Origin of the sequence: Mesorhizobium sp. M0048 (assembly GCF_040323405.1) — a bacterium.
Taxonomy (GTDB): domain Bacteria; phylum Pseudomonadota; class Alphaproteobacteria; order Rhizobiales; family Rhizobiaceae; genus Mesorhizobium.
On sequence record NZ_JAMYUV010000046.1, the window covers coordinates 1 to 21535 of the forward strand.

General features: G+C 61.5%; 20 protein-coding genes and 3 pseudogenes. 14 read left to right on the top strand and 9 right to left on the bottom strand.

Annotated elements, in window-relative coordinates:
* Positions 1-195: 195 nt before the first annotated feature.
* Entirely contained in the window at positions 196-492 is a 297-nt protein-coding gene (groES, locus tag NKJ84_RS26435) for a co-chaperone GroES (protein ID WP_006203049.1), read from the bottom strand.
* A gap of 218 nt (positions 493-710) precedes the next feature.
* Here groES and NKJ84_RS26440 point away from each other — a divergent pair, with 218 nt between their 5' ends.
* Positions 711-1646, top strand: coding sequence for a bifunctional helix-turn-helix transcriptional regulator/GNAT family N-acetyltransferase (locus NKJ84_RS26440; protein ID WP_352508884.1), 936 nt, complete (start codon positions 711-713; stop codon positions 1644-1646).
* Between the two features lie 37 nt (positions 1647-1683).
* Here NKJ84_RS26440 and NKJ84_RS26445 read toward each other — a convergent pair whose 3' ends face one another.
* Positions 1684-3072 (bottom strand): FAD-binding oxidoreductase, encoded by a 1389-nt coding sequence (locus NKJ84_RS26445; RefSeq protein ID WP_352508885.1) that lies wholly within the window; start codon positions 3070-3072, stop codon positions 1684-1686.
* Positions 3073-3271: 199 nt separating this feature from the next.
* Here NKJ84_RS26445 and NKJ84_RS26450 point away from each other — a divergent pair.
* The 6 genes and pseudogenes from NKJ84_RS26450 to NKJ84_RS26475 all read left to right on the top strand — a co-directional run.
* Positions 3272-3352 (top strand): annotated as a pseudogene (locus tag NKJ84_RS26450) (LysR family transcriptional regulator); the annotation flags it as partial.
* 77 nt (positions 3353-3429) lie between these two features.
* Positions 3430-4121: pseudogene (locus tag NKJ84_RS26455) on the top strand (LysR substrate-binding domain-containing protein).
* Between the two features lie 156 nt (positions 4122-4277).
* Positions 4278-4757, top strand: coding sequence for a MarR family winged helix-turn-helix transcriptional regulator (locus tag NKJ84_RS26460; protein WP_352508907.1), 480 nt, complete (start codon positions 4278-4280; stop codon positions 4755-4757).
* Positions 4754-5932 carry an HlyD family secretion protein gene (locus NKJ84_RS26465; RefSeq protein WP_352508886.1) on the top strand — a complete coding sequence of 393 codons (1179 nt, stop codon included), beginning with the start codon at positions 4754-4756 and terminating at the stop codon, positions 5930-5932. The genes NKJ84_RS26460 and NKJ84_RS26465 overlap by 4 nt, the downstream gene beginning before the upstream one ends.
* A gap of 304 nt (positions 5933-6236) precedes the next feature.
* Positions 6237-7772, top strand: a complete 1536-nt coding sequence (locus NKJ84_RS26470; protein WP_352508887.1) for a DHA2 family efflux MFS transporter permease subunit — start codon at positions 6237-6239, stop codon at positions 7770-7772.
* Between the two features lie 174 nt (positions 7773-7946).
* Positions 7947-10634, top strand: a complete 2688-nt coding sequence (locus NKJ84_RS26475) for an EAL domain-containing protein (RefSeq protein WP_352508888.1) — start codon at positions 7947-7949, stop codon at positions 10632-10634.
* 43 nt (positions 10635-10677) lie between these two features.
* On the opposite strand, the gene NKJ84_RS26480 is transcribed toward NKJ84_RS26475, so the two are convergent.
* Both NKJ84_RS26480 and NKJ84_RS26485 read right to left on the bottom strand, forming a co-directional pair.
* A complete protein-coding gene (locus NKJ84_RS26480; protein WP_352508889.1) occupies positions 10678-11193 on the bottom strand; it encodes a CAP domain-containing protein in 516 nt (171 codons plus the stop codon).
* Between the two features lie 126 nt (positions 11194-11319).
* Entirely contained in the window at positions 11320-11775 is a 456-nt protein-coding gene (locus tag NKJ84_RS26485; protein ID WP_352508890.1) for a MarR family winged helix-turn-helix transcriptional regulator, read from the bottom strand.
* A gap of 62 nt (positions 11776-11837) precedes the next feature.
* On the opposite strand from NKJ84_RS26485, the gene NKJ84_RS26490 reads away from it, so the two are divergent.
* Positions 11838-12287, top strand: a complete 450-nt coding sequence (locus tag NKJ84_RS26490) for an SgcJ/EcaC family oxidoreductase (protein WP_352508891.1) — start codon at positions 11838-11840, stop codon at positions 12285-12287.
* A gap of 278 nt (positions 12288-12565) precedes the next feature.
* On the opposite strand, the gene NKJ84_RS26495 is transcribed toward NKJ84_RS26490, so the two are convergent.
* Positions 12566-12931, bottom strand: coding sequence for a winged helix-turn-helix transcriptional regulator (locus NKJ84_RS26495; protein ID WP_352508892.1), 366 nt, complete (start codon positions 12929-12931; stop codon positions 12566-12568).
* 106 nt (positions 12932-13037) lie between these two features.
* Between NKJ84_RS26495 and NKJ84_RS26500 the strand changes: the two genes are divergently transcribed.
* Together NKJ84_RS26500 and NKJ84_RS26505 are read left to right on the top strand one after the other, a co-directional pair.
* Complete coding sequence (locus tag NKJ84_RS26500) at positions 13038-13742, top strand: glutathione S-transferase family protein (protein WP_352508893.1); 705 nt, start codon at positions 13038-13040, stop codon at positions 13740-13742.
* A 141-nt stretch (positions 13743-13883) separates the two neighbouring features.
* A complete protein-coding gene (locus tag NKJ84_RS26505; protein ID WP_352508894.1) occupies positions 13884-14708 on the top strand; it encodes a DUF2189 domain-containing protein in 825 nt (274 codons plus the stop codon).
* A gap of 6 nt (positions 14709-14714) precedes the next feature.
* Here the strand turns inward: NKJ84_RS26505 and NKJ84_RS26510 are convergent, their stop codons facing one another.
* Positions 14715-15347, bottom strand: coding sequence for a LysE family translocator (locus tag NKJ84_RS26510; protein WP_352479901.1), 633 nt, complete (start codon positions 15345-15347; stop codon positions 14715-14717).
* A gap of 230 nt (positions 15348-15577) precedes the next feature.
* Here NKJ84_RS26510 and NKJ84_RS26515 point away from each other — a divergent pair, with 230 nt between their 5' ends.
* Positions 15578-16438 (top strand): TIGR01459 family HAD-type hydrolase, encoded by an 861-nt coding sequence (locus tag NKJ84_RS26515; protein WP_352508895.1) that lies wholly within the window; start codon positions 15578-15580, stop codon positions 16436-16438.
* Positions 16439-16447: 9 nt separating this feature from the next.
* Positions 16448-17431 (top strand): bifunctional riboflavin kinase/FAD synthetase, encoded by a 984-nt coding sequence (locus NKJ84_RS26520; RefSeq protein WP_254817425.1) that lies wholly within the window; start codon positions 16448-16450, stop codon positions 17429-17431.
* A gap of 141 nt (positions 17432-17572) precedes the next feature.
* On the opposite strand, the gene NKJ84_RS26525 is transcribed toward NKJ84_RS26520, so the two are convergent.
* Positions 17573-18127, bottom strand: coding sequence for an HdeD family acid-resistance protein (locus NKJ84_RS26525; protein WP_254817426.1), 555 nt, complete (start codon positions 18125-18127; stop codon positions 17573-17575).
* 350 nt (positions 18128-18477) lie between these two features.
* On the opposite strand from NKJ84_RS26525, the gene NKJ84_RS26530 reads away from it, so the two are divergent.
* A complete protein-coding gene (locus tag NKJ84_RS26530; RefSeq protein ID WP_352508896.1) occupies positions 18478-19383 on the top strand; it encodes an alpha/beta hydrolase in 906 nt (301 codons plus the stop codon).
* Between the two features lie 235 nt (positions 19384-19618).
* Positions 19619-20387 (top strand): annotated as a pseudogene (locus NKJ84_RS26535) (MipA/OmpV family protein).
* 16 nt (positions 20388-20403) lie between these two features.
* Here the strand turns inward: NKJ84_RS26535 and NKJ84_RS26540 are convergent.
* Both NKJ84_RS26540 and NKJ84_RS26545 read right to left on the bottom strand, forming a co-directional pair.
* Positions 20404-20838 (bottom strand): RES family NAD+ phosphorylase, encoded by a 435-nt coding sequence (locus tag NKJ84_RS26540; protein WP_352479905.1) that lies wholly within the window; start codon positions 20836-20838, stop codon positions 20404-20406.
* Between the two features lie 2 nt (positions 20839-20840).
* Positions 20841-21215 carry an Xre family toxin-antitoxin system antitoxin gene (locus tag NKJ84_RS26545; protein ID WP_352479906.1) on the bottom strand — a complete coding sequence of 125 codons (375 nt, stop codon included), beginning with the start codon at positions 21213-21215 and terminating at the stop codon, positions 20841-20843.
* Between the last annotated feature and the right edge of the window lie 320 nt (positions 21216-21535).

Sequence of the window (21535 nt, forward strand, 5' to 3'; positions counted from 1 at the left end):
CGAACGACTTGTCGATGACGACGTTGCGGCCCTTGGGGCCGAGCGTGACCTTCACCGCGTCGGCGAGGATGTTGACGCCGCGCAGCATGCGCTCACGAGCGTCGCGGGAGAATTTTACGTCTTTGGCAGCCATTTTCAGCTCCTGGCAGGGGCTTGGATTAAGCCCGAAGATTTAAATGAGGGTGAGGCCGATATTCAGCCGATGATGCCCATAATGTCGGATTCCTTCATGATCAGAAGGTCTTCGCCATTGAGCTTGACTTCGGTGCCCGACCACTTGCCGAACAGGATGCGGTCGCCGGCCTTGACGTCCAGCGGGACGAGCTTGCCGGCTTCGTCGCGGGCGCCGGAACCGACGGCGATGATCTCGCCTTCCTGCGGCTTTTCCTTAGCCGTATCGGGGATGATGATCCCGCCCGCGGTCTTGGATTCGGATTCGACCCGACGAACGACCACGCGGTCATGAAGCGGGCGGAACTTCGACTTTGCCATTTTTTATTCCTCGATGAGAATGGTGAGAACAGTTCCTCCGTCCGGCGGCGCCGGACATGTGGTTAGCACTCATCTTGGGGGAGTGCTAACGTGGCGCTGAAATAGGCTGGCAGCCCGCGCGAGTCAAGACGCCCGGTGACCATTCTCAGGACGATTGCTTCAAACGGATACTTGACTAAGTCAACTAAATGGCTGATCTTGCCGGGCAGGAGGATGCCATGACCATTCATCATCACCCAGGCAAGGAGCGGATCGACGCGGTGCGGGCCTTCAACCGCTTCTACACCCGCCAGATCGGGTTGCTCGAGGAAGGCTTGCTGAAAAGCGACTTCTCGCTGACCGAAGCCCGGGTGCTCTATGAGCTGGCGCATCGCGATGGCCTGACCGCCACCGAGCTTGCGCGCGATCTCGGCCTCGATGCCGGTTATCTCAGCCGGCTGCTGAAGAAGTTCGAGGAGCGTGATCTGGTCGAGCGCGCCACGATCGAGGCGGATGCGCGGCGCTCGTCGATCGCGCTGACCAAGGCCGGGCGGCAGGCCTTCGCGCCGCTGAACCAGGGTTCGCACGAACAGGTCGCGGCTTTGCTCGAACGGCTTTCGGCTGCCGAACAGGACAGGCTGGTCAGGGCCATGCAGACGGTGCAGCGTCTGCTGGGCGGAAGTGCCGAGCCCAAAGTTCCCTATATGCTGCGGTCTCTGCAAGTCGGCGACATCGGCTGGATCATCCATCGCCAGGGCCTGCTCTACGCGCAGGAATATGGCTGGGACGAAACCTATGAAGCGCTGGTCGCCGAAATCCTTGGTGCCTTCGTCAAATCCTTCGATCCGAAATGGGAACGCAGCTGGATCGCCGAGCGGGAAGGGGAGGTCGTCGGCTCGGTCTTCGTCGTGCGCCAGTCGGACGCGGTGGCGAAGTTGCGCCTGCTCTATGTCGAGCCTTCGGCGCGCGGTCTCGGCATCGGCAGGCGGCTGGTCGAGGAATGCATCGGCTTTGCTCGAACCAAGGGTTACAGGACACTGACGCTGTGGACCAACGACGTGCTCACCTCGGCGCGCCGCATCTACGAGGCGGCCGGGTTCAAGCTGACCGACGAGGAGCGCCACCATTCCTTCGGCAAGGACCTGGTCGGCCAGAACTGGAATTTGGAGTTATAGCAGCGCCGCAGAATTTCGAGCATCGGCCTGCGGTCGCTCAGGTCGCAGGCTTAATGTTTTGGTTCAAGCGAAAGAGATTGGTGGGGTCATACTTGTTTTTTAGCGCGGCCAGCCTCGGATAATTCTCGCGGTAAGCCGCCAGAACCCGATCAATGCCCTCTTCGCCGAGATTGTTGGCGTAGACGCCGCCGGTCGAGAACGGTCTCATTGCATCCCACAGGTCACGCGCCCATCGGATGTGCGTTTCGTCGTCAGACGGATTGTCCCAGATCGATATCGGGAAACAATCGTAAAGAGCATCTCGGTTGGCATAGGGCGTTTCATCCATCGGTACTCGCGAGATGGCGCCGCCAACCTGCTGCAGGACCAGAAGCGACTCGCGGGGTGCGGTCATGTAAGCCGCAAGCATGGCATCGATCGCCTGATCTGTGATTTCGCGCATGAACTGCGCCTTCCAGTAGTAGCGCCGCCCGCGCGGAAAGAGGCTATCCCCGGCCGATTGAATTTGAAGATAGGGGACAGGAGCAATCTGGCACTCAACCGGCGTGCCATATTCTCTCAGAGGTTGAATGATTTGCTGGCCCTCGTCGAGTGGGCCGATGTAGCACGCCGATATGCTGAAGAAGCGTTCGCCCGAGGGCGCCGTCACAAGTGCTGCATCCAGGCTCAGCTCATCCGGGGCGCCGCTCGAGAACGCATGATAGAACCGCATCGCATCGCGTGCCTCTTCGTAGCGGTATAGCATCGATCCCGCGATGAGGAGCGGACCCACGGGATGGAGCTTGTATTCGAAGGTCGTGACTATTCCGAAATTGCCGCCGCCGCCCCGGATGCCCCAGAACAAATCTGCATTTTCGGCCGCGTTTGCCGTGAGCAACCGGCCGTCCGCCGTCACGATTTCGACAGCGACAAGGTTGTCGCAGCTCAGTCCATGTTTGCGGCCAAGCTTGCCGAACCCGCCGCCGAGTGTCAGTCCGGCTATGCCGGTATCCGCGTTGACACCCATGGTCGTCGCGAGACCATGGGCCTGTGTGGCTGCGTCGAACTCGCCCAGGTTCAAGCCGGCTTCTGCGCGCGCAACACGGCGGATCGGGTCGACTTCGATCCGCTTCATGCGGGACACGTCGATCACCACGCCGCCGTCGCATACCGAACTGCCGGCGACGTTATGGCCACCGGCGCGGACGGCGACGAGGAAGCCTTGTGATCGGGCGAAGTTGACCGCCGCGACGACATCGCTGGATTCGGCGCAATAGAACACAGCCGCCGGCCTCTTATCGACCATGCCATTCCAAACTCTGCGCGCCTGGTCATAGCCAGGGTCGTCCGGAAGGATCAGATCGCCGCGGATCGCCTGCCTGAGCCGAGCGATATCTGGCGCATGCAACGTCGGCCCGGAACCATCCATAAGCTTGAACATGCTCATCGACCCTTCGCGATCCGGCACGGTTGGACAGGCCGCTTTCGTTCACCGACATGTGTCGGATCAATGATCTCATGCGGCGCCATTCGCTGCAAAATCGAATATCTCAGTCGCTGGATGAGCTAAATTCATCTAAACTGCGTGGATGAGAAAACTTCCGCCGCTCGGATCGCTTCGCGCCTTCGAAGCCGCTGCCAGGCTGATGAGCTTCAGGAAGGCCGCGACGGAACTCGGAGTGACGCCAACGGCCATCAGCCACCAGATTCGACTGCTGGAGGAGGTCTGTGGGCAACTGCTGTTCCGGCGGCGCCCACGACCGCTCGTGCTCACAGGCGTGGGCGAACGGCTATTCCCGGTAATTTGCAGCGGCTTCGACGCTTTCGCTGCGGCAATCGCATCAGCCTCGGCCGGTGTTGGCCAACGTCCGTTGCGCGTGCGAGCCCAAATGCATTTGCCAGCCGATGGCTGGTTCCGCGCCTGTCGAAGTGGCGCGAACAGCATCCGAACATTCCACTGGAGATCATCGGGACAGACGCCGTTCTGGACCTGCAAGCCGGTGACGCCGACGTTGCGATCCGCTATGCGCGCAGGATGCCGCGGGACGTTCCCGCGCAGGAAATTTTCGGGACGCATTCTTTCCGGTATGCAGCCCGGATCTGCTGGCAGGAGGACACCGACAGATCGAGCGCGCCGCCGATCTGCTGCAATACCCGCTCATCCATTTCAATTGGACGAACCGCGACCCGGAAGCGCCGACCTGGCAGCGATGGCTGGCGATCGCACGCTCGATCGATCCCAGCATCCCCAATGCCAACCGGCCATGGGACTTGAGTTTCCGCGAAGAGCTGCACGCGATTGACGCGGTAGCGGCAGGCCAAGGCATCGCTATCTGCAGCGATGTGGTCGTCAGTGGCGAACTCGAGGCTGGCAGGCTGGTCAAGGCACATGATCTCTCTCTGCCAGGCTATGGCTTTTACCTTGCTGGCGTAGCCAATCACCCCCGACAAGCGCATATCGAAGCCTTTTCCGCCTGGGTGAGATCGATAGTCTGAGCATCTGAACGCCGATCTTCCGCATGCTCGTCACAAGCGCCCGGCGTAATAAATTGCTAACCACGATCGCCCTGCACCGATTGCCATGCACACTTACCGGCTTCTGGCACAATCGGGCTCCTTGAATTATGAGCACGCTTATTATATATGTCGCTCATGGTTTCCGACGGCATCGACAGATTGGGCTTTTTGATCCACGACGTGCAGCGCCTGATGCGCAAGCGCTTCGAGGCGCGCGCCAGTGGTTTCGGCCTTTCTTCAGCGCAATGGCGGCTTCTGGTACGTGTCGCCAAGGAGGCGGGGGTCGCGCAGGCGCGGCTTGCCGAGCTTCTCGAAATCGAGCCGATCAGCGTCTCGCGTCTTGTCGATCGAATGGAGGAGGGCGGCTGGATCGAGCGCCGTCCCGACGCAACGGACAGGCGAGTGCGCATGATTTTCCCGACCGCCAAGGCGAACGCGGCCTATGCCCACGTCAAGAGCCTTGCCGGCGAGGTCTATGAGGAATCGCTCGTCGGCGTTTCGCCGGAAGATCGCCGCGTCCTGGTCAAGGCGCTGGAAACAATGGTGCAGAATCTTGCAGATGGTGAGACGCCGCCCTCGGAAAAAGTGAAGAATACGGAAGGCGCAGCAACATGAACGCGGTAGCCAAACTAGATGAGAATGCGGCCAAGCTGGAGATGGAAGCTCCCGCGAAGCCGGCGGCAGCTCCGGTGACGGTCGCTCCGCAGGTAGCTCCGGCGCCGGTGGTGCCGAAGAAGAAGCGCCGTGCCGGCCGCTTCCTTTTGATGTTTGTGCTGCCCGCTGCATTGATCGCCGGCGGCAGCTATGTCTGGGTGACCGGCGGCCGCTATCAGGAGACCGAGAACGCCAATCTGCAGCAGGCCAAGGTGTCGATAGCCGCCGATACGGCGGGCCGCATCGTTCAGGTCGACATTTTCGACAACCAGTCTGTCAAGCAGGGCGACGTGTTGTTCGCCATCGATCCCGAGCCCTATCGGATCGCGTTGGCCCAGGCCGACGCGGCGGTGGCCGGCGCGCGGCTCAATGTCGAGCAACTGCGTGCGGCCTACAGCCGGGCGCTGGCGCAGGAGAAGTCCGACGAAAGCCAGGTCCAGTACGCGCAGTCTCAATATGACCGCGCCGCCGACCTTGCCCAGAAGGGCATCAACGCCAAGTCGTCGCTGGACGAAGCCAAGAACGACCTCGACAAGGCCAAGCAGCAGCTGGCCGTAGCCCAGCAGGGGATCGTCAGCGCCAAGGCGGCACTTGGCGGCAATCCCGACATCGAAACCGACAAGCATCCGACGGTAATGGCGGCGCTCGCCGCACGCGACAAGGCGGCCTACGATCTGGTCCAGACCAAGGTCAAGGCGCCTGCCGACGGCATCATCAGCCAGGCCGCTTCGTTCAAGGTTGGCCAGTATGTCGGTTCGGGCACGCCGCTGTTTTCGCTGGTCGAGACAGGCGACACCTGGGTCGACGCCAATTTCAAGGAAACCCAGCTCACCAACATGAAGCCAGGCCAGAAGGCCGAAATCGTAGTCGATACCTATCCGGGCAAGACCTTCGAAGCCACCGTCAAGGCGATCGGCGCCGGCACCGGGGCCGAGTTCTCGCTGCTGCCTGCGCAGAACGCCACCGGCAACTGGGTCAAGGTCACACAGCGCATTCCGGTCCGCCTGGAATTGGCCGATGCCGACGCCAAGGCGGCGCTGCGCACCGGCATGAGCGCTACGGTCACGGTGGACACCGGCGTTTCCCGCGGGCTGCCGAGCATTTTCCGCGGCGCCACGGCAGGCGAGGCCAAGTAAGGAGGCCGAACAGCGGCCGCATAGCAAACAGTGAGATGGATGCAGGATTGGTCCGAAGGAGGCGCAGGAAAAGTTGAATGCGTAAACGGGCTGCGCTGTAACCTGCCTGAGCAGACAACTCCGCGCAGGATCTTCGGTTCTCAGGTTTCCGGGCGGCAGGCGCCCGCTTGTCGAGACGCTCAGTTGATGTAACCCCCACATCGATGCTCGCGTCCCACCGCGATGAGGGTCTCTCTACGGCGAGGGCCTCGCCGTCCGGAAACCCAATGTACACGTTTTTGTTACCTGCTGGAAGTTTTACGTCATGAGCAGCCCAGAACCCTTTCGCGAAGTACCGCAGCGCGGCCTGATCACAGTCGCGCTCATGCTTGCGACGATCATGCAGGCGCTCGACACGACGATCGCCAACGTTGCGCTGCCGACCATGACCGGCGATCTCGGCGCCTCCCCCGACAACATCAACTGGGTGCTGACCTCCTACATCGTTGCCGCGGCGATCATGACGCCGGTGACCGGCTGGCTTGCCGACCGCTTCGGTCGCAAGGAGCTGTTCCTGACGGCCGTGGTCGGCTTCACCGTCTTCTCCATGCTGTGCGGCATCGCCTGGAGCCTGGAGACCATCGTTTTGTTCCGGCTCATGCAAGGCGTGTTCGGCGCCGCCATCGTGCCGCTGTCGCAGACCTTCCTGCTCGACATCAACCCTAGGGAACGCCACGGCCAAGCCATGGCCATCTGGGGCGCCGGCATCATGCTGGGACCGATCCTTGGCCCGACGCTGGGTGGCTGGCTGACCGAGAACTTCAACTGGCGCTGGGTGTTCTTCATCAACCTGCCGGTCGGCATCATCGCCTTCCTCGGCATGGCGGCGTATCTTCCCAGCGTCGCCCGGCGGGTGCGCAGCTTCGATTTCTTCGGCTTCACCATGCTCTCGCTCGGTGTCGGCGCGCTGCAGCTGATGCTCGATCGCGGCGGCGAGGTCGACTGGTTTTCCTCGATCGAGATATGGATCGAGCTCGGTCTTTCCATCACCGGCTTCTGGGTGTTCACCATTCACACATTGACGGCGGAGCACCCCTTTATCGACCCGAAGATCTTCCTCGATCGCAATTTCGTCACCGGGCTGGCGTTCATCTTTGTCATGGGCGTGCTCATCTTGGCGAGCATGTCGCTGCTGCCGCCAATGCTGTCGACCATCTTCGGCTATCCGACCCTCACCATCGGCATTGTCCTGGGACCGCGCGGTGTCGGCACGATGATCGCGATGCTGTTCGTCGGGCGGATCATGCACAGGATCGATGCCAGGATCCTCGTCGTCATCGGCTTCCTGCTGACCGCGCAATCGCTCTACACGATGTCCAGCTTCTCGCCGCAGATGGACGACTGGCTGATCCTCAGTTCCGGCGTCATCCAGGGCCTGGGAATGGGCATGGTGTTCGTGCCGCTGTCGACTGTAGCCTTCGCCACGCTCGACGCACGCTTCCGCACCGATGCCACGGCGTTGTTCAGCCTGGTGCGCAACCTTGGCTCGTCGATCGGCGTGTCGGTGGTGACGGTTTTGCTGGTACGCAACACGCAGATCAACCATGCCGAGCTTTCGGCCTACATCAATCCGTTCAATCCCAACCTCTGGGCGGCATCGCCGGCAGCGGCGGGCGGCGATCCGACGGCGCTGTCGCTGATGGATCGCATGGTCAATGTACAGGCGATGATGATCTCCTACGTCAATGACTTCAAGCTGCTGATGATGATGACGCTGCTTGCCATTCCGTTTGTTTTCCTGCTGCGCAAGCCAAAGGCCGCGCCGCCCGCCGGTGGGGCGCCTGCCGCGCATATGGACTAAGCCTCAGGGCTTACGGCAACCGCGACCGGCTCGAGGTTTCCGTTGGCTGTCCCGGTCGCGTCGCGTTGAGCCAGGTTCACCTGCCATTAGTATATCCGGACCAATATGCACTCGCTTTTGGGTTGAAGGCGAGCCTCCATTGCTTGCCTCAAGCATCAGCGGGAGGAATTGTGTTTGGCCACGAAATCATCCAGGCAAACCGCCGCAGCGCCCGAGTCCGCCAATCTGACGACGCTGGCAAAACTGGCGACTACCTCGTACGAAGTCCTCGAGCGCGAACTTCGCGCCACGATTGCGGCGCTTCAGGACCAGGCACTGCGGTTCCAGACCGCGATAGAGAACATCTCGCAAGGCATCTGTTTCTTTGACGCCGATGAACGGCTGATCCTGTGCAACCGACGCTACGCGGAAATCTATCGCCTTGCACCGGAGCAATTGCAGCCGGGTGTGGCGCTGCGCGAAATCGTCGAGCGGCGCGTCGCTGTCGGGACCTCGGCAATGAATGCGGACGCCTATCTGGGGTTGGCCCGGGCAGTCAATTCGGGCACGGCTTCGGGGAACTGGACAGCCGAGCTCGCCGATGGCCGGACAATTCAGGTCTGCCATCAACCGATGCCTGACGGCGGCTGGGTGGCCACGCACGAGGACATCAGCGAGCTCAGCGCCAATCGCTTGGTCGTTGACGAGCGTATCTCCTTGCAGACGCTGATCGACCTGGTGCCTGACTACATGTGGGTGAAGGACACCGAGAGCCGCTTCGTCGTCGCGAACCGAGCCATTGCGTCCGACAGCGGTCGGGACAGTACGAGCGACATGATCGGTCTGAGCGACTTCGACCTTCATGCGCCGGAACTTGCGCAGAAATTTCGCTTCATCGAGCAGCAACTGATGCGCGACGGACAACCGATGATCGACGAGGAAGAGTTCGTCATCGATGCGTCAGGCACCGGCAAATGGTTCCTGTCGACGAAACTGCCGTTGCGCAACGTTCAAAACAACATTTTCGGCCTCGTCGGCATTGCCCGCGACATCACTGCGCGCAAGCAGGCCGAAATCCTGCGCGACGGGCAGGCGCATATCCTCGAGATGATCGCAAAGAGCGCTCCCCTCGAAGATGTGCTCGAGCGGCTCATGCGTCTGGTCGAATCCCAACTGGCGGGGATATTCGGTTCGGTCTTGCTGCTCGACAAGGATGGCAGCCACTTGCGTCACGCCGCCGCGCCCAGCCTGGCGAGAGACTACACCGACGCCGTCGACGGCGCCGCGGTCGGCCCCGGAGCAGGGTCTTGCGGAACCGCAGTCTATCGGCGCGAGCCGGTGATCGTCGCTGACATCATGCGCGATCCGCTTTGGCAGGATTATCGCGAACTCGCGCGGCCGCACGGTTTGCGTTCATGCTGGTCGACCCCGATCCTGTCGCATCAGGGCGCCGTGCTTGGCGTCTTTGCGATGTATTCGATGACGGTGCGCGAACCGACCGAGGCCGAGACTCGCCTCATCGATTTCACCACGCGCATCGCCGGGATCGCCATCGAACGCAAACAGGCCGAAGACCGGATCCACTTCATGGCCAACCATGACGTGCTGACCGGGCTTCCCAATCGCGCCTTGTTGGAGGATCGGCTTTCACAGGCGGTCTTGTACGCCCAGCGATACGATCGCTGGGTGACGGTGGTGTTCATCGATCTGGACAATTTCAAATTCGTCAACGACACGCTCGGCCACAATGCCGGCGACGAGCTTCTGAAGACCGTCGCTAGTCGCATGGTCGACTGCGTAAGGGCGACCGATACCGTCGTGCGGCTTGGCGGTGACGAATTTGTCATCGTGCTGTTCGACCAGCCGGCGAACGTTGATCTCGTTTCCGAGACGTTGCAAAAGCTCAGGGCTGCACTTGCCGAGCCGGTTCGGCTCGGAGCACATCTGGTGCGGGCGACGGCCAGCATCGGCATTGCCAATTATCCCAAGGATGGAACGGATCCCGATACGCTGCTGGCAAATGCCGATGCGGCCATGTATCGCGCCAAGGAGTTCGGCCGCGACAATTTCCAGTTTTACGCTCCCGAGTTCAACACCAGGGCGCATGAAAAATTCGTGCTTCAGGAAGAGTTGCGAAACGCCTTGGCGCGTTCGGAATTCACGCTGCTCTACCAGCCGCAGGTGGACCTTCGGTCAGGTCGGATTTTTGCGGTCGAGGCGCTGATACGCTGGAACCATCCAACGCTTGGCACGGTAATGCCGACGATGTTCATCCCGACCGCCGAGGAGACAGGTCTGATCGTACCGATCGGCGACTGGGTTCTGCATGAGGCGTGCCGGCAGAACAAAGCCTGGCAAGACGCGGGACTGCCGCCCTTGACCGTTTGCGTGAACGTGTCGGCGCGGCAATTCAGGGAGCGCAACCTGATCGATCGCATCGTCAGCGCGCTGAAGGACAGCGGCCTGGAGGCCAGGTATCTCGAGCTGGAGGTGACCGAGAGCCTTATCATGCAGGATATCGAGCTGGCGGTCGCCACCATGAACGCCCTGCAAAGCCTGGGTGTCCAGATCTCGATCGATGATTTCGGCACCGGCTATTCCAGCCTCAGCGCACTCAAGACCTTTCCCGTGGCGCGGCTGAAGATCGACAAGTCCTTTATCAAGGATCTCGCCGCCGACGAGAACGATCAGGCCGTGGCCAGCGCGGTGATTTCATTGGGGCAAAATCTCAACCTGAGGGTCATCGCCGAGGGCGTTGAGACAGATGATCAGGTTGCTTTCCTGCGCAGGAACAATTGCGACGAAATGCAGGGCTATCATTTCAGCAGGCCGGTTTGCGCGCAGGACATCGAGGAATTGCTCGGCGGCGGCCGCAAAGACTGACGAATCGGTCGTCAGCAGGCTTCCGCCGACCAAATGGCGGAAGTTATCTGCCGAGCACAAGGCACCAGTAGCGAAGCGTGCTGTCGCGGCCGTCGCGCACGTAAGCGAGACCGAAGCGGGTGAAGCGCGGGTCGAGCATGTTGCGGCGGTGGCCTGGCGAATGCACCCAGATATCAAACAGCTTCTGCTGGTCGAAGCGGCCTTCGGCGATGTTTTCGGCGGCAGCGCCGGCAATGCCATTGTCTTTGACGCGCGAGGCAAAGTCCTTGCCCCAGCCGGTGGTGTGGTTCATTCGGCCGCCGCGCGCCATATAGCCGGCCTGCTGCAGCGCTGCCTGCTCGAGCTGCGCATCGGGGACAAGCGGCCCGAGACCCGCCGAAGCGCGGATGCCGGCCAGCGTGCCAGCGGCGGAGGCAGAGACACCGGCGCCTTCGCCGGTGGGCAGCACGGTGGCGCAGGCGACGAGCCCGGCAAGGGCGCCAAGGCCGGCAGCTCTGAGCAGCACGCGCCTGCTTAGGCTTGGTTGGGCCCCATAATTTTCGATTTTCGTAACGGTCATGCCCGCCTGACATAAGCGCGATCATGGCTTTTGCCGGGCGGGGCGGTGAAAATGCGTGATGATGGTTTCCGGCTCGATACCAGTCAGGCACGGACAGACAGTTTCTTTTGCCCCATCTCTGCGGCTTCACGAGCGCTGGCGAGGTATCCTCGGTTGCAAATTTTCTCTGGGGGATATCGCTTGCAGTGACGACCGGAGCGATTCGTACGCCTGAGCACCAAGCAGCCTCCGGTATTGGTCTTCGAGACGCTGATTGAAATCGTGGACGGTCCGGATCACCGCAAGCGCCGCGTCAGTTGCAACGATTAATTTGGCCCGTCGGTCGTTCGGATCATGCGAGCGCCGAACATAACCGAGGCGCTCCAGTTCATCGATCAACTCACCCATCGATGCTTTGCCAATGCCCGCACGCTCTGCGAGGACGCTGGGTCGGGTTCCCTCCGCGTCGATGTTGGCGAATAAAGCGCCGTGTTTGGGCTTGATTGCCGAATGGCCGCTCTCCCGGAGAACCTGGACCAAAGCGCTCGCCGACGATTGATAAGCATAGAGAAGCAGAGACTGCGTGTATGGCGGATTATCCATCTTTCCAAACTTATATGGTGTCCATATAGTATGGCAACCGAACTATATGACAGGAGGTCAGCATGGCTGCCGGCAACGTCCGAACTGAAGGGGTGGAAAGTGTCGCGCACAGGCTGATCGAAGCTTGGAATCGTCACGATGCTCGCGCCTTTGCCGCCGTATTCGCGGCAGATGCCGAATTTACAAACGTCTTCGGTATGCAGGCGACTGGACGTGACAAGATCGAGCAGTTCCATGCCCCAATTTTTGAGAAGATGTTCAAGCACAGCCACCTATCCGCGGAAAGCGTGCGGAACAGGCTTGTTCGCCCTGATGTTGCCACGCTCGACCTGCGGTGGTCCATGACTGGCGCACTCGATCCGATGGGAAACGAATGGCCGCGTCGGCTCGGATTAATCAGCGTAGTGGCGACGCGGGATCACGATGAATGGTTGATTGCAACGATGCACAATATGGAACTTGGAGACGATCAAATGGCAAAGTCTCAGGAGAAACTTCAAGAGGATAAGTAGGCTCTTCATTCACGTCAGAGTCGAAAGCGACAGCCATCCAGCATGGTCAGCCGATCTGATCGGGCAATGAGATCGAACGGCGGGTCAGGTGAATCGGGATTGGCGAGCCATGCTACAGGAGTTGGTGCTGGATGGCCCGCGCCTTGCCCGGTTTGGCCGGCCACAATGGCGCGCCATATAAGCCGGTCGCTTGGTCTTGCGGGATCTAATGTATGAACGGCTTGGCGCGCGCTGGGCTCTCGCCGGCAGTTCTTTGCGGCGCGGTGATCGCCGGTCGGCTATTCCGCCGCCACGAGTTTGGTTTCCGGCGTCGATGAAACCCGGCCGGCCCGATCGTCTTCGGTATGTTCCCACCAGTCGCCCAGGGCGTCGATAAGCGGCACAAGCTTGAGGCCGGGCTCCGTGAGGTCGTAATCCACGTGTAGCGGATAGCCGACATGCGCCGTTCGCCGCACGATCCCGGCTTCCTCCAGCTTGCGCAGTTCCAGCGCCAGGATGCGGTGCGACACTGCCGGGTTGTCACGCCTCAAATCGCTGAAGCGCTTGGTACCATCCTTGAGATAATAGAGCAGCAAGGTGGGCCATCGACCGCTGAGCACACGCATGGTCTCCTCGATCGGGCAGCGTGAGACGACATCTTTCATGGCGGGGACCTGGTTACAGAATAGTGCCTAATTTACATGGGGCGACCAGCGTTTAGGGTCAAGTTTCGCTGCGCAGCGTGACCCCTAACATGGAAGAGACAAAGAAATGGAACCTATTCTCCTTTACGGCTTCCCGCTGGGAAGTTCGATGGGGCTTGTCGCTGCTTTTGAACGCCTCGGACAACCCTATCGCCTGTGTCGTGTCGACATGCTCACTGAGATGAAGAACGAGGCCTATGCCAGCATCAACGGCCGTCAGGAAACGCCGGTGTTGATCACGGACGAGGGCAGGGTACTCACCGAGACCATGGCGATTGCCGCCTGGCTCGAAGCCCGCGATACGCAACGCCGTATCAGCTTCGATCCTCGCTCGCCGGAGGCCGACCGGATGCACCAGCTGGTCGCCTTCATAAACACCGGCTTCACCGCCGCCTTCACCCCGCTCTGGGCGGCATATGAAATGGAGTCGGCCGAACCGGTGCTGCTGGCGACTTTACGTGATTTCGGCCGCAAGGTCGTTACCAACCGCCATAACCAGCTTGAGGCGATGATCCTCGACACGGATTTCCTGATCGGCGAGCGGCTGACGCTTGCCGACACCACGTTGATCGGCGTGGCGCGCTGGGCGGAATTCCACCAGGCGGTCGACGGCGCCGCTTACCCAAAGTTGGCGGCGCTACGCCGCCGCATCGAAGCCGATCCGGCCGTGCAATACGCGCTCGCTGTCGAGGCTGGCGAAAAGCTCGCCGGGTCAGGCGCTTGCTTCGGTCACTTGCCGCTGGCCGAGGTGATCGATCGCTTCGCGGCGTAACTGTTCGCTCAGCGCCCGGCGCCCTGGCGCCGGGCGCTGGCGCCAAGCACGCCCAGATCGGCTATCATGTCACCGTTCTTGAAGTGGCAGCTGCAGGCGGCCATCCTGGCGGTGACCGCCCCGACACACGGGAGAAAGGTTATGGCCGGCTTTCATGTCATGGCTGATGCACGTGGAATGCATGTACAGCCCACGGTGCGCCGCATCAGCACCGAGGATCTGATTGATGCGCTCCGTCTCGGCGTCGAGGATTTCTGGGCCAAGCCGTCGCATTATGTGTTCCTGTGCCTGATCTATCCGGTGGTCGGCCTGATCCTGACGCAGTGGACCTCGGGCTCGAACGCCATCCAGCTCATCTATCCGCTGATGTCCGGCTTCGCTTTGGTCGGTCCGTTCGCGGCTATCGGCCTTTACGAAATCAGCCGCCGGCGCGAGTTCGGCATGGATACATCCTGGTGGCATGCGCTCGATGTGCGCCACTCGCCGGCGCTCCCCGCGATTGCAGTCATCGGTATTATGCTGCTGGTACTGTTCCTGCTCTGGCTGTTCACCGCGCAGTCGATCTACACCGGCCTGTACGGCAATCAGCCTCCGGCCTCTATTGCCGGCTTTATTCGCGAGGTGCTGACGACCAGCAAGGGCTGGAAGCTGATCCTGCTCGGCAACCTGGCCGGGTTCGCTTTCGCCGCGATCGTTCTGGCGACGACCGTCGTCGCCTTTCCGCTGCTGCTGGACCGCGATGTCGGCGCGGTCTCGGCAGTCGAGACGTCGGCGCGCGCCGTCCTGACAAACCCGCTGCAGATGGCGCTGTGGGGCCTGATGGTCGCCGTGCTCCTGGTCATCGGCTCGATCCCGCTATTTGCCGGGCTTGCCGTCGTCATGCCCATCCTTGGCCACGCGACCTGGCATCTTTATCGCAGGGTGGTCGAACCGGAGCGGGCGGAGCAGGTCAGGCGGCCGATGTAGGACCGATCAGCGTTGCGCGTCGGTTGCCATCTTGACGGCCAGCGCGGTCAGCACCGTGCCCATCATCCAGCGCTGGATCACCATCCATAAGGGCCGCCCGGCGAGGAAAACCGCGATCGAGCCGGCCGTCACCGCGATGATGGCGTTGACGGTCAGGCTGATCGCTACCTGCGTGGCACCGAGCACTAGAAGCTGCGACAGCACGTGGCCCTTGCCGGGGCTGATGAATTGCGGCAGCAGCGACAGATAGAGCACTGCCACCTTCGGGTTGAGCAGGTTGGTCATCAGGCCCATCGCGAACAGCTTGCGCGGCCTGTCTTTCGGCAGTTCGCGGATATGGAAGGGCGAGCGCCCGCCGGGCTTCACCGCTTGCCAGGCGAGCCACAGCAAATAGAGCGCGCCGGCAAGGCGCAGCACATCATAGGCAAAGGGTACGGCGAGCAGCAGCGCGGTGATGCCGAACGCCGCCGACAGCACATAGAACAAGAAACCGAGCGCCACGCCGCCCAGCGAGATCAGCCCGGCCTTCGGCCCCTGCGACAGCGAGCGCGAGATCAGATAGATCATGTTCGGGCCGGGCGTCAGCACCATGCCGAGGCAGACCAGCGCGAAGGCAAGGTGGTTGGCGGGTTCAGGCAAGAGCGCATCTCCGGATGGGAACACTCACCACATGCTTCCATCATCCGCAAGGGCATGAGGGCAGGAGCCTTTGCGCCAGTGCGCCGGGCCTCCTGCCTTAGTTCCCGGACGACAATCTTGCGGACACAATGAAAGCTGGTGACAGGGCGAAGCGCTTCGGTTAATCCGGGCCGGCCGCTACGGACCGTCGGTCGCGGCGCTTGCAAGCATCATGGTACAGGGACAACGGCATGGCGGATTCGCCCGACATCATCGGTTCGCTCGCAGACTTGTCGGGAGCCTATTCAGCCATACTGTGCGACGTCTGGGGCGTGGTGCACAATGGCGAATGGCATTTCCCGGCGGCGGCTGCCGCGCTGATCGCTGCTCGCGCGGCGAGAATACCTGTCGTGCTGATCACCAATTCGCCGCGCCGCAGCGCCGACGTGGTGGCGCAGATGAACGCCATCGGCGTTCCTCCCGCTGCCTATGACCGTGTCGTAACGTCCGGCGACGTTACCCGCGATCTGATCGTCGAAGGGCCGCGAAAGATCTTCCATATAGGCGCCGATCGGGATTTCACGCTCTATGAGGGCCTCGACGTCGAGCTCGTCGAGGAGTTCGAAGCATCCGGCGTGGTCTGCACCGGCCTGTTCGACGACGAGGTGGAGAAGCCGGAAGATTATGCCGATCTTCTGCGGCGGCTGCGTGCCAGGAACCTGCCCTTCATCTGCGCCAATCCCGACATCGTCGTCGAGCGCGGCGAACGCATGATCTGGTGCGCAGGCGCTTTGGCCCGCGAATACGCACAGCTTGGCGGACGCACGCTGATCGCCGGCAAGCCGTACGCGCCGGTCTATGACGTCGCCATGAAGGAGGTCGCCGTCATTCTCGGCCGCCCGGTCGAGCGTTCGCAAGTTCTGGCCATCGGCGACGGCATGATGACCGACATCAAGGGCGCGGCCGACAATGGCTTCGACGTGCTCTACGTATCGGGCGGCATCCATGCCCGCGATTACGGTGAGACGCTGCAGCCGGATCCGGCTAGGCTCGCGGCCTTTCTGGAAAAATACGGCTACAGGCCGGTCGCGGTGATTCCCAGACTGCAATAGGTTCAAGCCATGACGGCAATGTTCGAACGCATTTCCGCAACCGCACCGCTGCCGGCCCATCTGCGCGGCGGCGTGGTGGCTATCGGCAATTTCGACGGCGTCCACCGCGGCCACCAGGCGGTGCTCGAACGCGCGCGCGCCGAAGCGGAGCGTCGCGGCGTACCCGCCCTGGTGCTGACCTTCGTACCGCATCCGCGAAAGGTTTTCAGGCCGGACATGCCGTTGTTCGTGCTGACACCGCCGCCGATGAAGGCGCGGCTGTTGTCGCATCTGGGCTTTGCGGCGCTGGTCGAGCAGCCGTTCACACGCGAGTTCGCCTCCTTGTCGGCGGAGGCTTTCGTCACCGGCGTGCTCGAGCGCAACCTCGGCATAAGCCACGCCGTCACCGGCTTCGATTTCCATTTCGGCAAGGACCGCCAGGGCGGTCCGGCCTATCTGATGGCTGCCGGCGAGCGCCACGGCTTCGGCGTCACGCTGGTCGATGCGTTTCGCGACGAAAGCGCCGAGGTGGTGTCGTCGAGCCGCATACGCACGCTGCTGTGCGAGGGCAATGTGGCCGAGGCCGCCGGCTTGCTCGGCTACCGTTTCACCGTCGAGGCGGAGGTGATCGGCGGCCAGCAGCTCGGCCGGACACTCGGCTTTCCGACCGCAAACATGAGGCTTTCGCCGGAAGCCACCCTCAAGGAAGGGATTTATGCCGTCCGCTTCCGCCGCGCCGACGGTTCCCTTCATGATGGCGTCGCCAGCTTCGGCCGCCGGCCGACGGTCGACGACAATGGCGCGCCATTGCTGGAGACCTTCGTCTTCGACTTTTCCGGCGACCTCTATGGCGAGATTTGTGCCGTGTCCTTCTTCGGCTACCTGCGCTCGGAGGTGAAGTTCGACGGGCTTGACGCGCTGGTCGCCCAGATGAAGCGTGACGAGGCCGAGGCGAAGGCACTGCTCGCCGGCGTCAGGCCGCTTTCCGGGCTGGACCGCGCGATCGCGTTTTGACAACCCGCGCCGTCGTCGTCCGCGTCGCTTCGCCCTGGGATGATGAAGCTGGGGATTTCAGCCAATCTCGAAGGTATGCGATAGAAATGAACGACGAGCATTACCTGTCGGCGTCCTGCAATCCGCCATGTCGATCACAATTTATCTCTTCAGCGCCAGGCCGACGGCAATGAAGGTCCAGCCTTGGAAAATCAGGTCGACGGCTAGGAACAGGCCGAGCACCCACACGCTGTTGAACGGCCAACCCATGGCGATGACCAGTCCCGCCAGCGCGCTGATGACGCCGGCCGTGACCACCCAGCCCCAGCCCGGCTGCGGCCGGTGGCTGTAGCCGACCCAGGCCCTGAGCACGCCTGAGGCAAGCAGCGCGACCGCCAGGAGGAATGTCAGCACCGCCGAGGCCAGCAGTGGATTGTAGAAGGCGAAGAACCCGGCGACGGCGTAGAGAAGCCCGCTGAGCAGCCAATAGAAGAAGCGGCCCCATGTCTTCACGCCGAAGGCATGGATGATCTCGACAATGCCGGCCATCAGCATCAGCCAGCCGACGACATAAACCGAGGCGACGGTTGCGATGAACAGATTGCCGAAAGCAATGCCGCCGAAGATGAGCAGCAGCACCCCGAGCGCGACGAACCATCCCCACTTCGCCCGCGTCTGGCCAATGGCGTCTTTCATGGCATCGCTGTGCACGGTCATTGCCCTTCTCCGTCAAGGTTGCCTAGCTTCTTTGTTCCGAAAGGTAGCGCCGATCGCCTTGCCCGTCCAGCGAGCAGGCTGTGAGCGCAACACTCCCGAGCGATCCGCTTGCCAGACCTTCGCTTTTTATCCGAAGCGGCCAAATACCAGATGGAATATTCGATCGTGTGCAGCGGTGGGCCAGCGCTAAAAGATGACAAGCGGGTTTACGGGCGACCCCCGTCGTCCCGTGTATTCGCCATGGCGCAAGTGAAACGAAAAATTGCCAGCGCTGGAATTGGCCCTTTATCGATGACGTGCGGCTGCTGCTGTATACCGTTTTCTACGCTTGATGAGGCTGGGGAAGCAAAATGAGCGATATGGACGAACACCGCGATCTGCTGGAGATCAATGCCATCCGCAGGCTGTTGACGTCAAAACCACGAACGGTCCGCTGGGACGAACGCCGGGCACGGCTCGACGAAGTCGGTTCGGTCTGGCCGGTCGCGGAGGACATCCGATGCGAGCATGTGGTTTTCGATGGCCTCGAGGGAGAGTGGTCCCTGGCGCCTGGCAGTGACAGGGATAAGATTCTGCTCTTTTTCCACGGTGGCGGCTACTGCTCCGGCTCTCTTAAAAGTCATCGTCGAATGGTGACCGAGGCAGGTCGGGCAATGGGAATGCGCACCCTCGCGATCGACTATCGACGCGCGCCGGAACATCCTTTCCCTGCGCAACATGAAGACGCACTCACCGCATGGCGCTTTCTGAGGCGGCAAGGCATCGCGCCGGATCGCATCGTGGTTGGGGGAGACAGTGCGGGCGGCAATCTCACCCTGTGCCTGGTCAGTATATTGCGCACGGCAGGCGAGCGGTTGCCGCGATGTCTTTGGCTGTGTTCGCCCTGGACGGACCTTTCGATGTCCGGCGCGACACTATCAACCAAGGACGCAATCGACCCTATCATCCACCGGGCGTATTTGGGGGAACTGGCAACCGCCTATGTTCCCAATGGCGTTGGTCGGCGCGATCCGCTGATCTCGCCTTTGTTCGCCGATCTGAGCGGATTTCCCCCAATGCTTATACAAGTCGGTTCGGCCGAGACGCTGTTGTCGGACGCAACTCGGCTCGCGGAAGCCGCTGGCGCGGCTGACGTCAAAGTACGTCTCGAAATTTGGCCGCATATGATTCACGCTTGGCCGGTTTGGAATGCGGGGCTGGGTGCCGGTCGGCGCGCTCTTCACAGCGCGGGCATGTTTGCCCGCGAATATTTATAACCCCTGCCGAGGCAGCTGCTGGCGCATTCCAAACGTCTTGATCTGGAATCTTGGTGCGCCAGTACAATTCGCTGCAATGCGGAAAACAGCCCGGCCAATGCCGCCAACGTTACGGACATTAAGTCAAATTTTACCGAACTGGCGCCATGGCTTGGATAAAGGCTGATAGTGTTCGTCAACGCGTTCGACGTATGGAGTAATGATGCGGTCTGTCCCGACGGTCTTGGCCGCATTCATGCTCGGCGCCTGCGGCGTTGCCAAGGCAGGCGAGGGCACCTTTGGGGGTGTCCGGAGACTGGTACCTGACGGTCGGCGCCACCGGCATGGTTGCCCCGAATTTCGAAGGCGGCAAAAAGTACCTGCTCAGCGCCTCGCCGATCATCTCGCTCGGCAAAGCTGGTCCCGCGGCGCGCTTCACCTCGCGCAACGACAATATCTCGTTGGCATTGATCGACGATGGCGGCGTCCGCGCCGGCCTGACAGGCAAGTTCCTGTTTTCCCGCGACGGTGGTGATGCCGACGAGTTGAAGGGCCTCGACCCGGTGCGCTGGGGCGGCGAGGCCGGCGGCTTCTTCGAATTCTATCCTTTGGATTGGCTGCGTGCCCGCGCCGAATTGCGGCATGGCATTCGCGCCCATAACGGCTTTGTCGCCGACATCGCCGCCGACGCCTTTTACGATGTGACGCCCGATGTCAGGATTTCGGGCGGGCCGCGCGTTTCATTCGCCTCATCGGACTATTTCGACGCCTATTACGGCGTTGATGCCGAGGAGTCCCTGGCCTCGGGGCTCAGCGAATATCATCCCGGTGGCGGGGTGAAGTCGGCGGGCCTGGGCGGCGCGGTGACCTGGAAGGTGACCGAGCCGATGACGGCCAGTCTGTTCGGCGAATATTCCCGCCTGATGGGCCCGGCCGGCGATTCCAGCCTGGTCAAGGAGCGCGGCGATCGCAACCAGTTCACGATCGGCGTGTCGACAACCTACCGCTTCGATTTCTCGATGTGAGCGGGCGGGCGTCGGCTCATTTGATCAAACGGCTGTCGAACGGATAATGGTATAGGCCCGCAATCGTAATGCGTGACGCATCGTCATGGGTCGGGTTGAGCAGATAGTTGTTTGCCTTGCGCATTATGATCGAAGGAATTTTCATGAGCGCGTAACGATTGGCCGAGAGAAAGTCCGTGCCCTGTCGCCGTGTCGATTCCATGTCCTTGTCCCAGCCGTCCTGAATAACCGGTTCGGTCATTTCTATTCCGTCCGGAACGTCGATTTCGATAAGCTGGTAGGTTTCCGGAACGGTTTCGCGCGTCGCATGCACCAGTATCTCCAGCAGTGCCGTCGAAGGGTGGTCGGTGCAATAGACGATGGGCATTCCGCGCCTGTTCCATCTTCCATCAACGAGCGTTCCGCCACGACCCGAGAGATCCGCGAAACTGGAGATGCGCCAGATGCGCATCGTCAGGCAAGCATGCCAAAGTCGATACGGATAAGCTCTTCGGAAACGACGTGGGCGCCGGTCTCTGTCTCAAGGAGATCGATCGGCCTTGCACCATCCAATGCTATGATCTCGCTTCTCAGCCAACGCTGGGCTTTCTCATGGCTACCGAATACCCGATCCGCCTGCTCGGCGATGCGTTCAAGGCGCAGGGCGCGGTCGGATTCAGCTGGCGAAAGCGGCTCGGCATGTTCCTTGCGACGCGCCAGCGTGCGGCGGGGGGCAACGATACGATAGAGTTCTTCGCTACTGAAACCCAGACTGCGCAGATGATCGATCTTGTCCGTAGGGACGGAAAAGTCGCGTGTTGCGCGAATTGCCCTTGCTGCGACCGACATGAATTGTTTCCTTGGCACTGCAGGCCATTTGCCTACAAATGTATGCGCAATTGGCACCTAACGCAAGGAAGCATCAGAGTTCGGGCTTTTCAATATCGCCTGTCTCGGTTAAAAGCCCAGCCATGACGAGCTTTTCGCGCCTTCTCGCGACTGCGATACGAATTACAGGCCCGGTGTTCCGGGCGGCTTGACCGCCGCCGGGGCCGCCGGGAATCTTGCGCGCGGCCTCTCGCGCTTTTTCCAGATCATCAACGCATATCGCCCAAAAGTGGGTCCGGTTTTGGGAAGACGATATGCGTCAAAGCGAAGAACTTCAACGC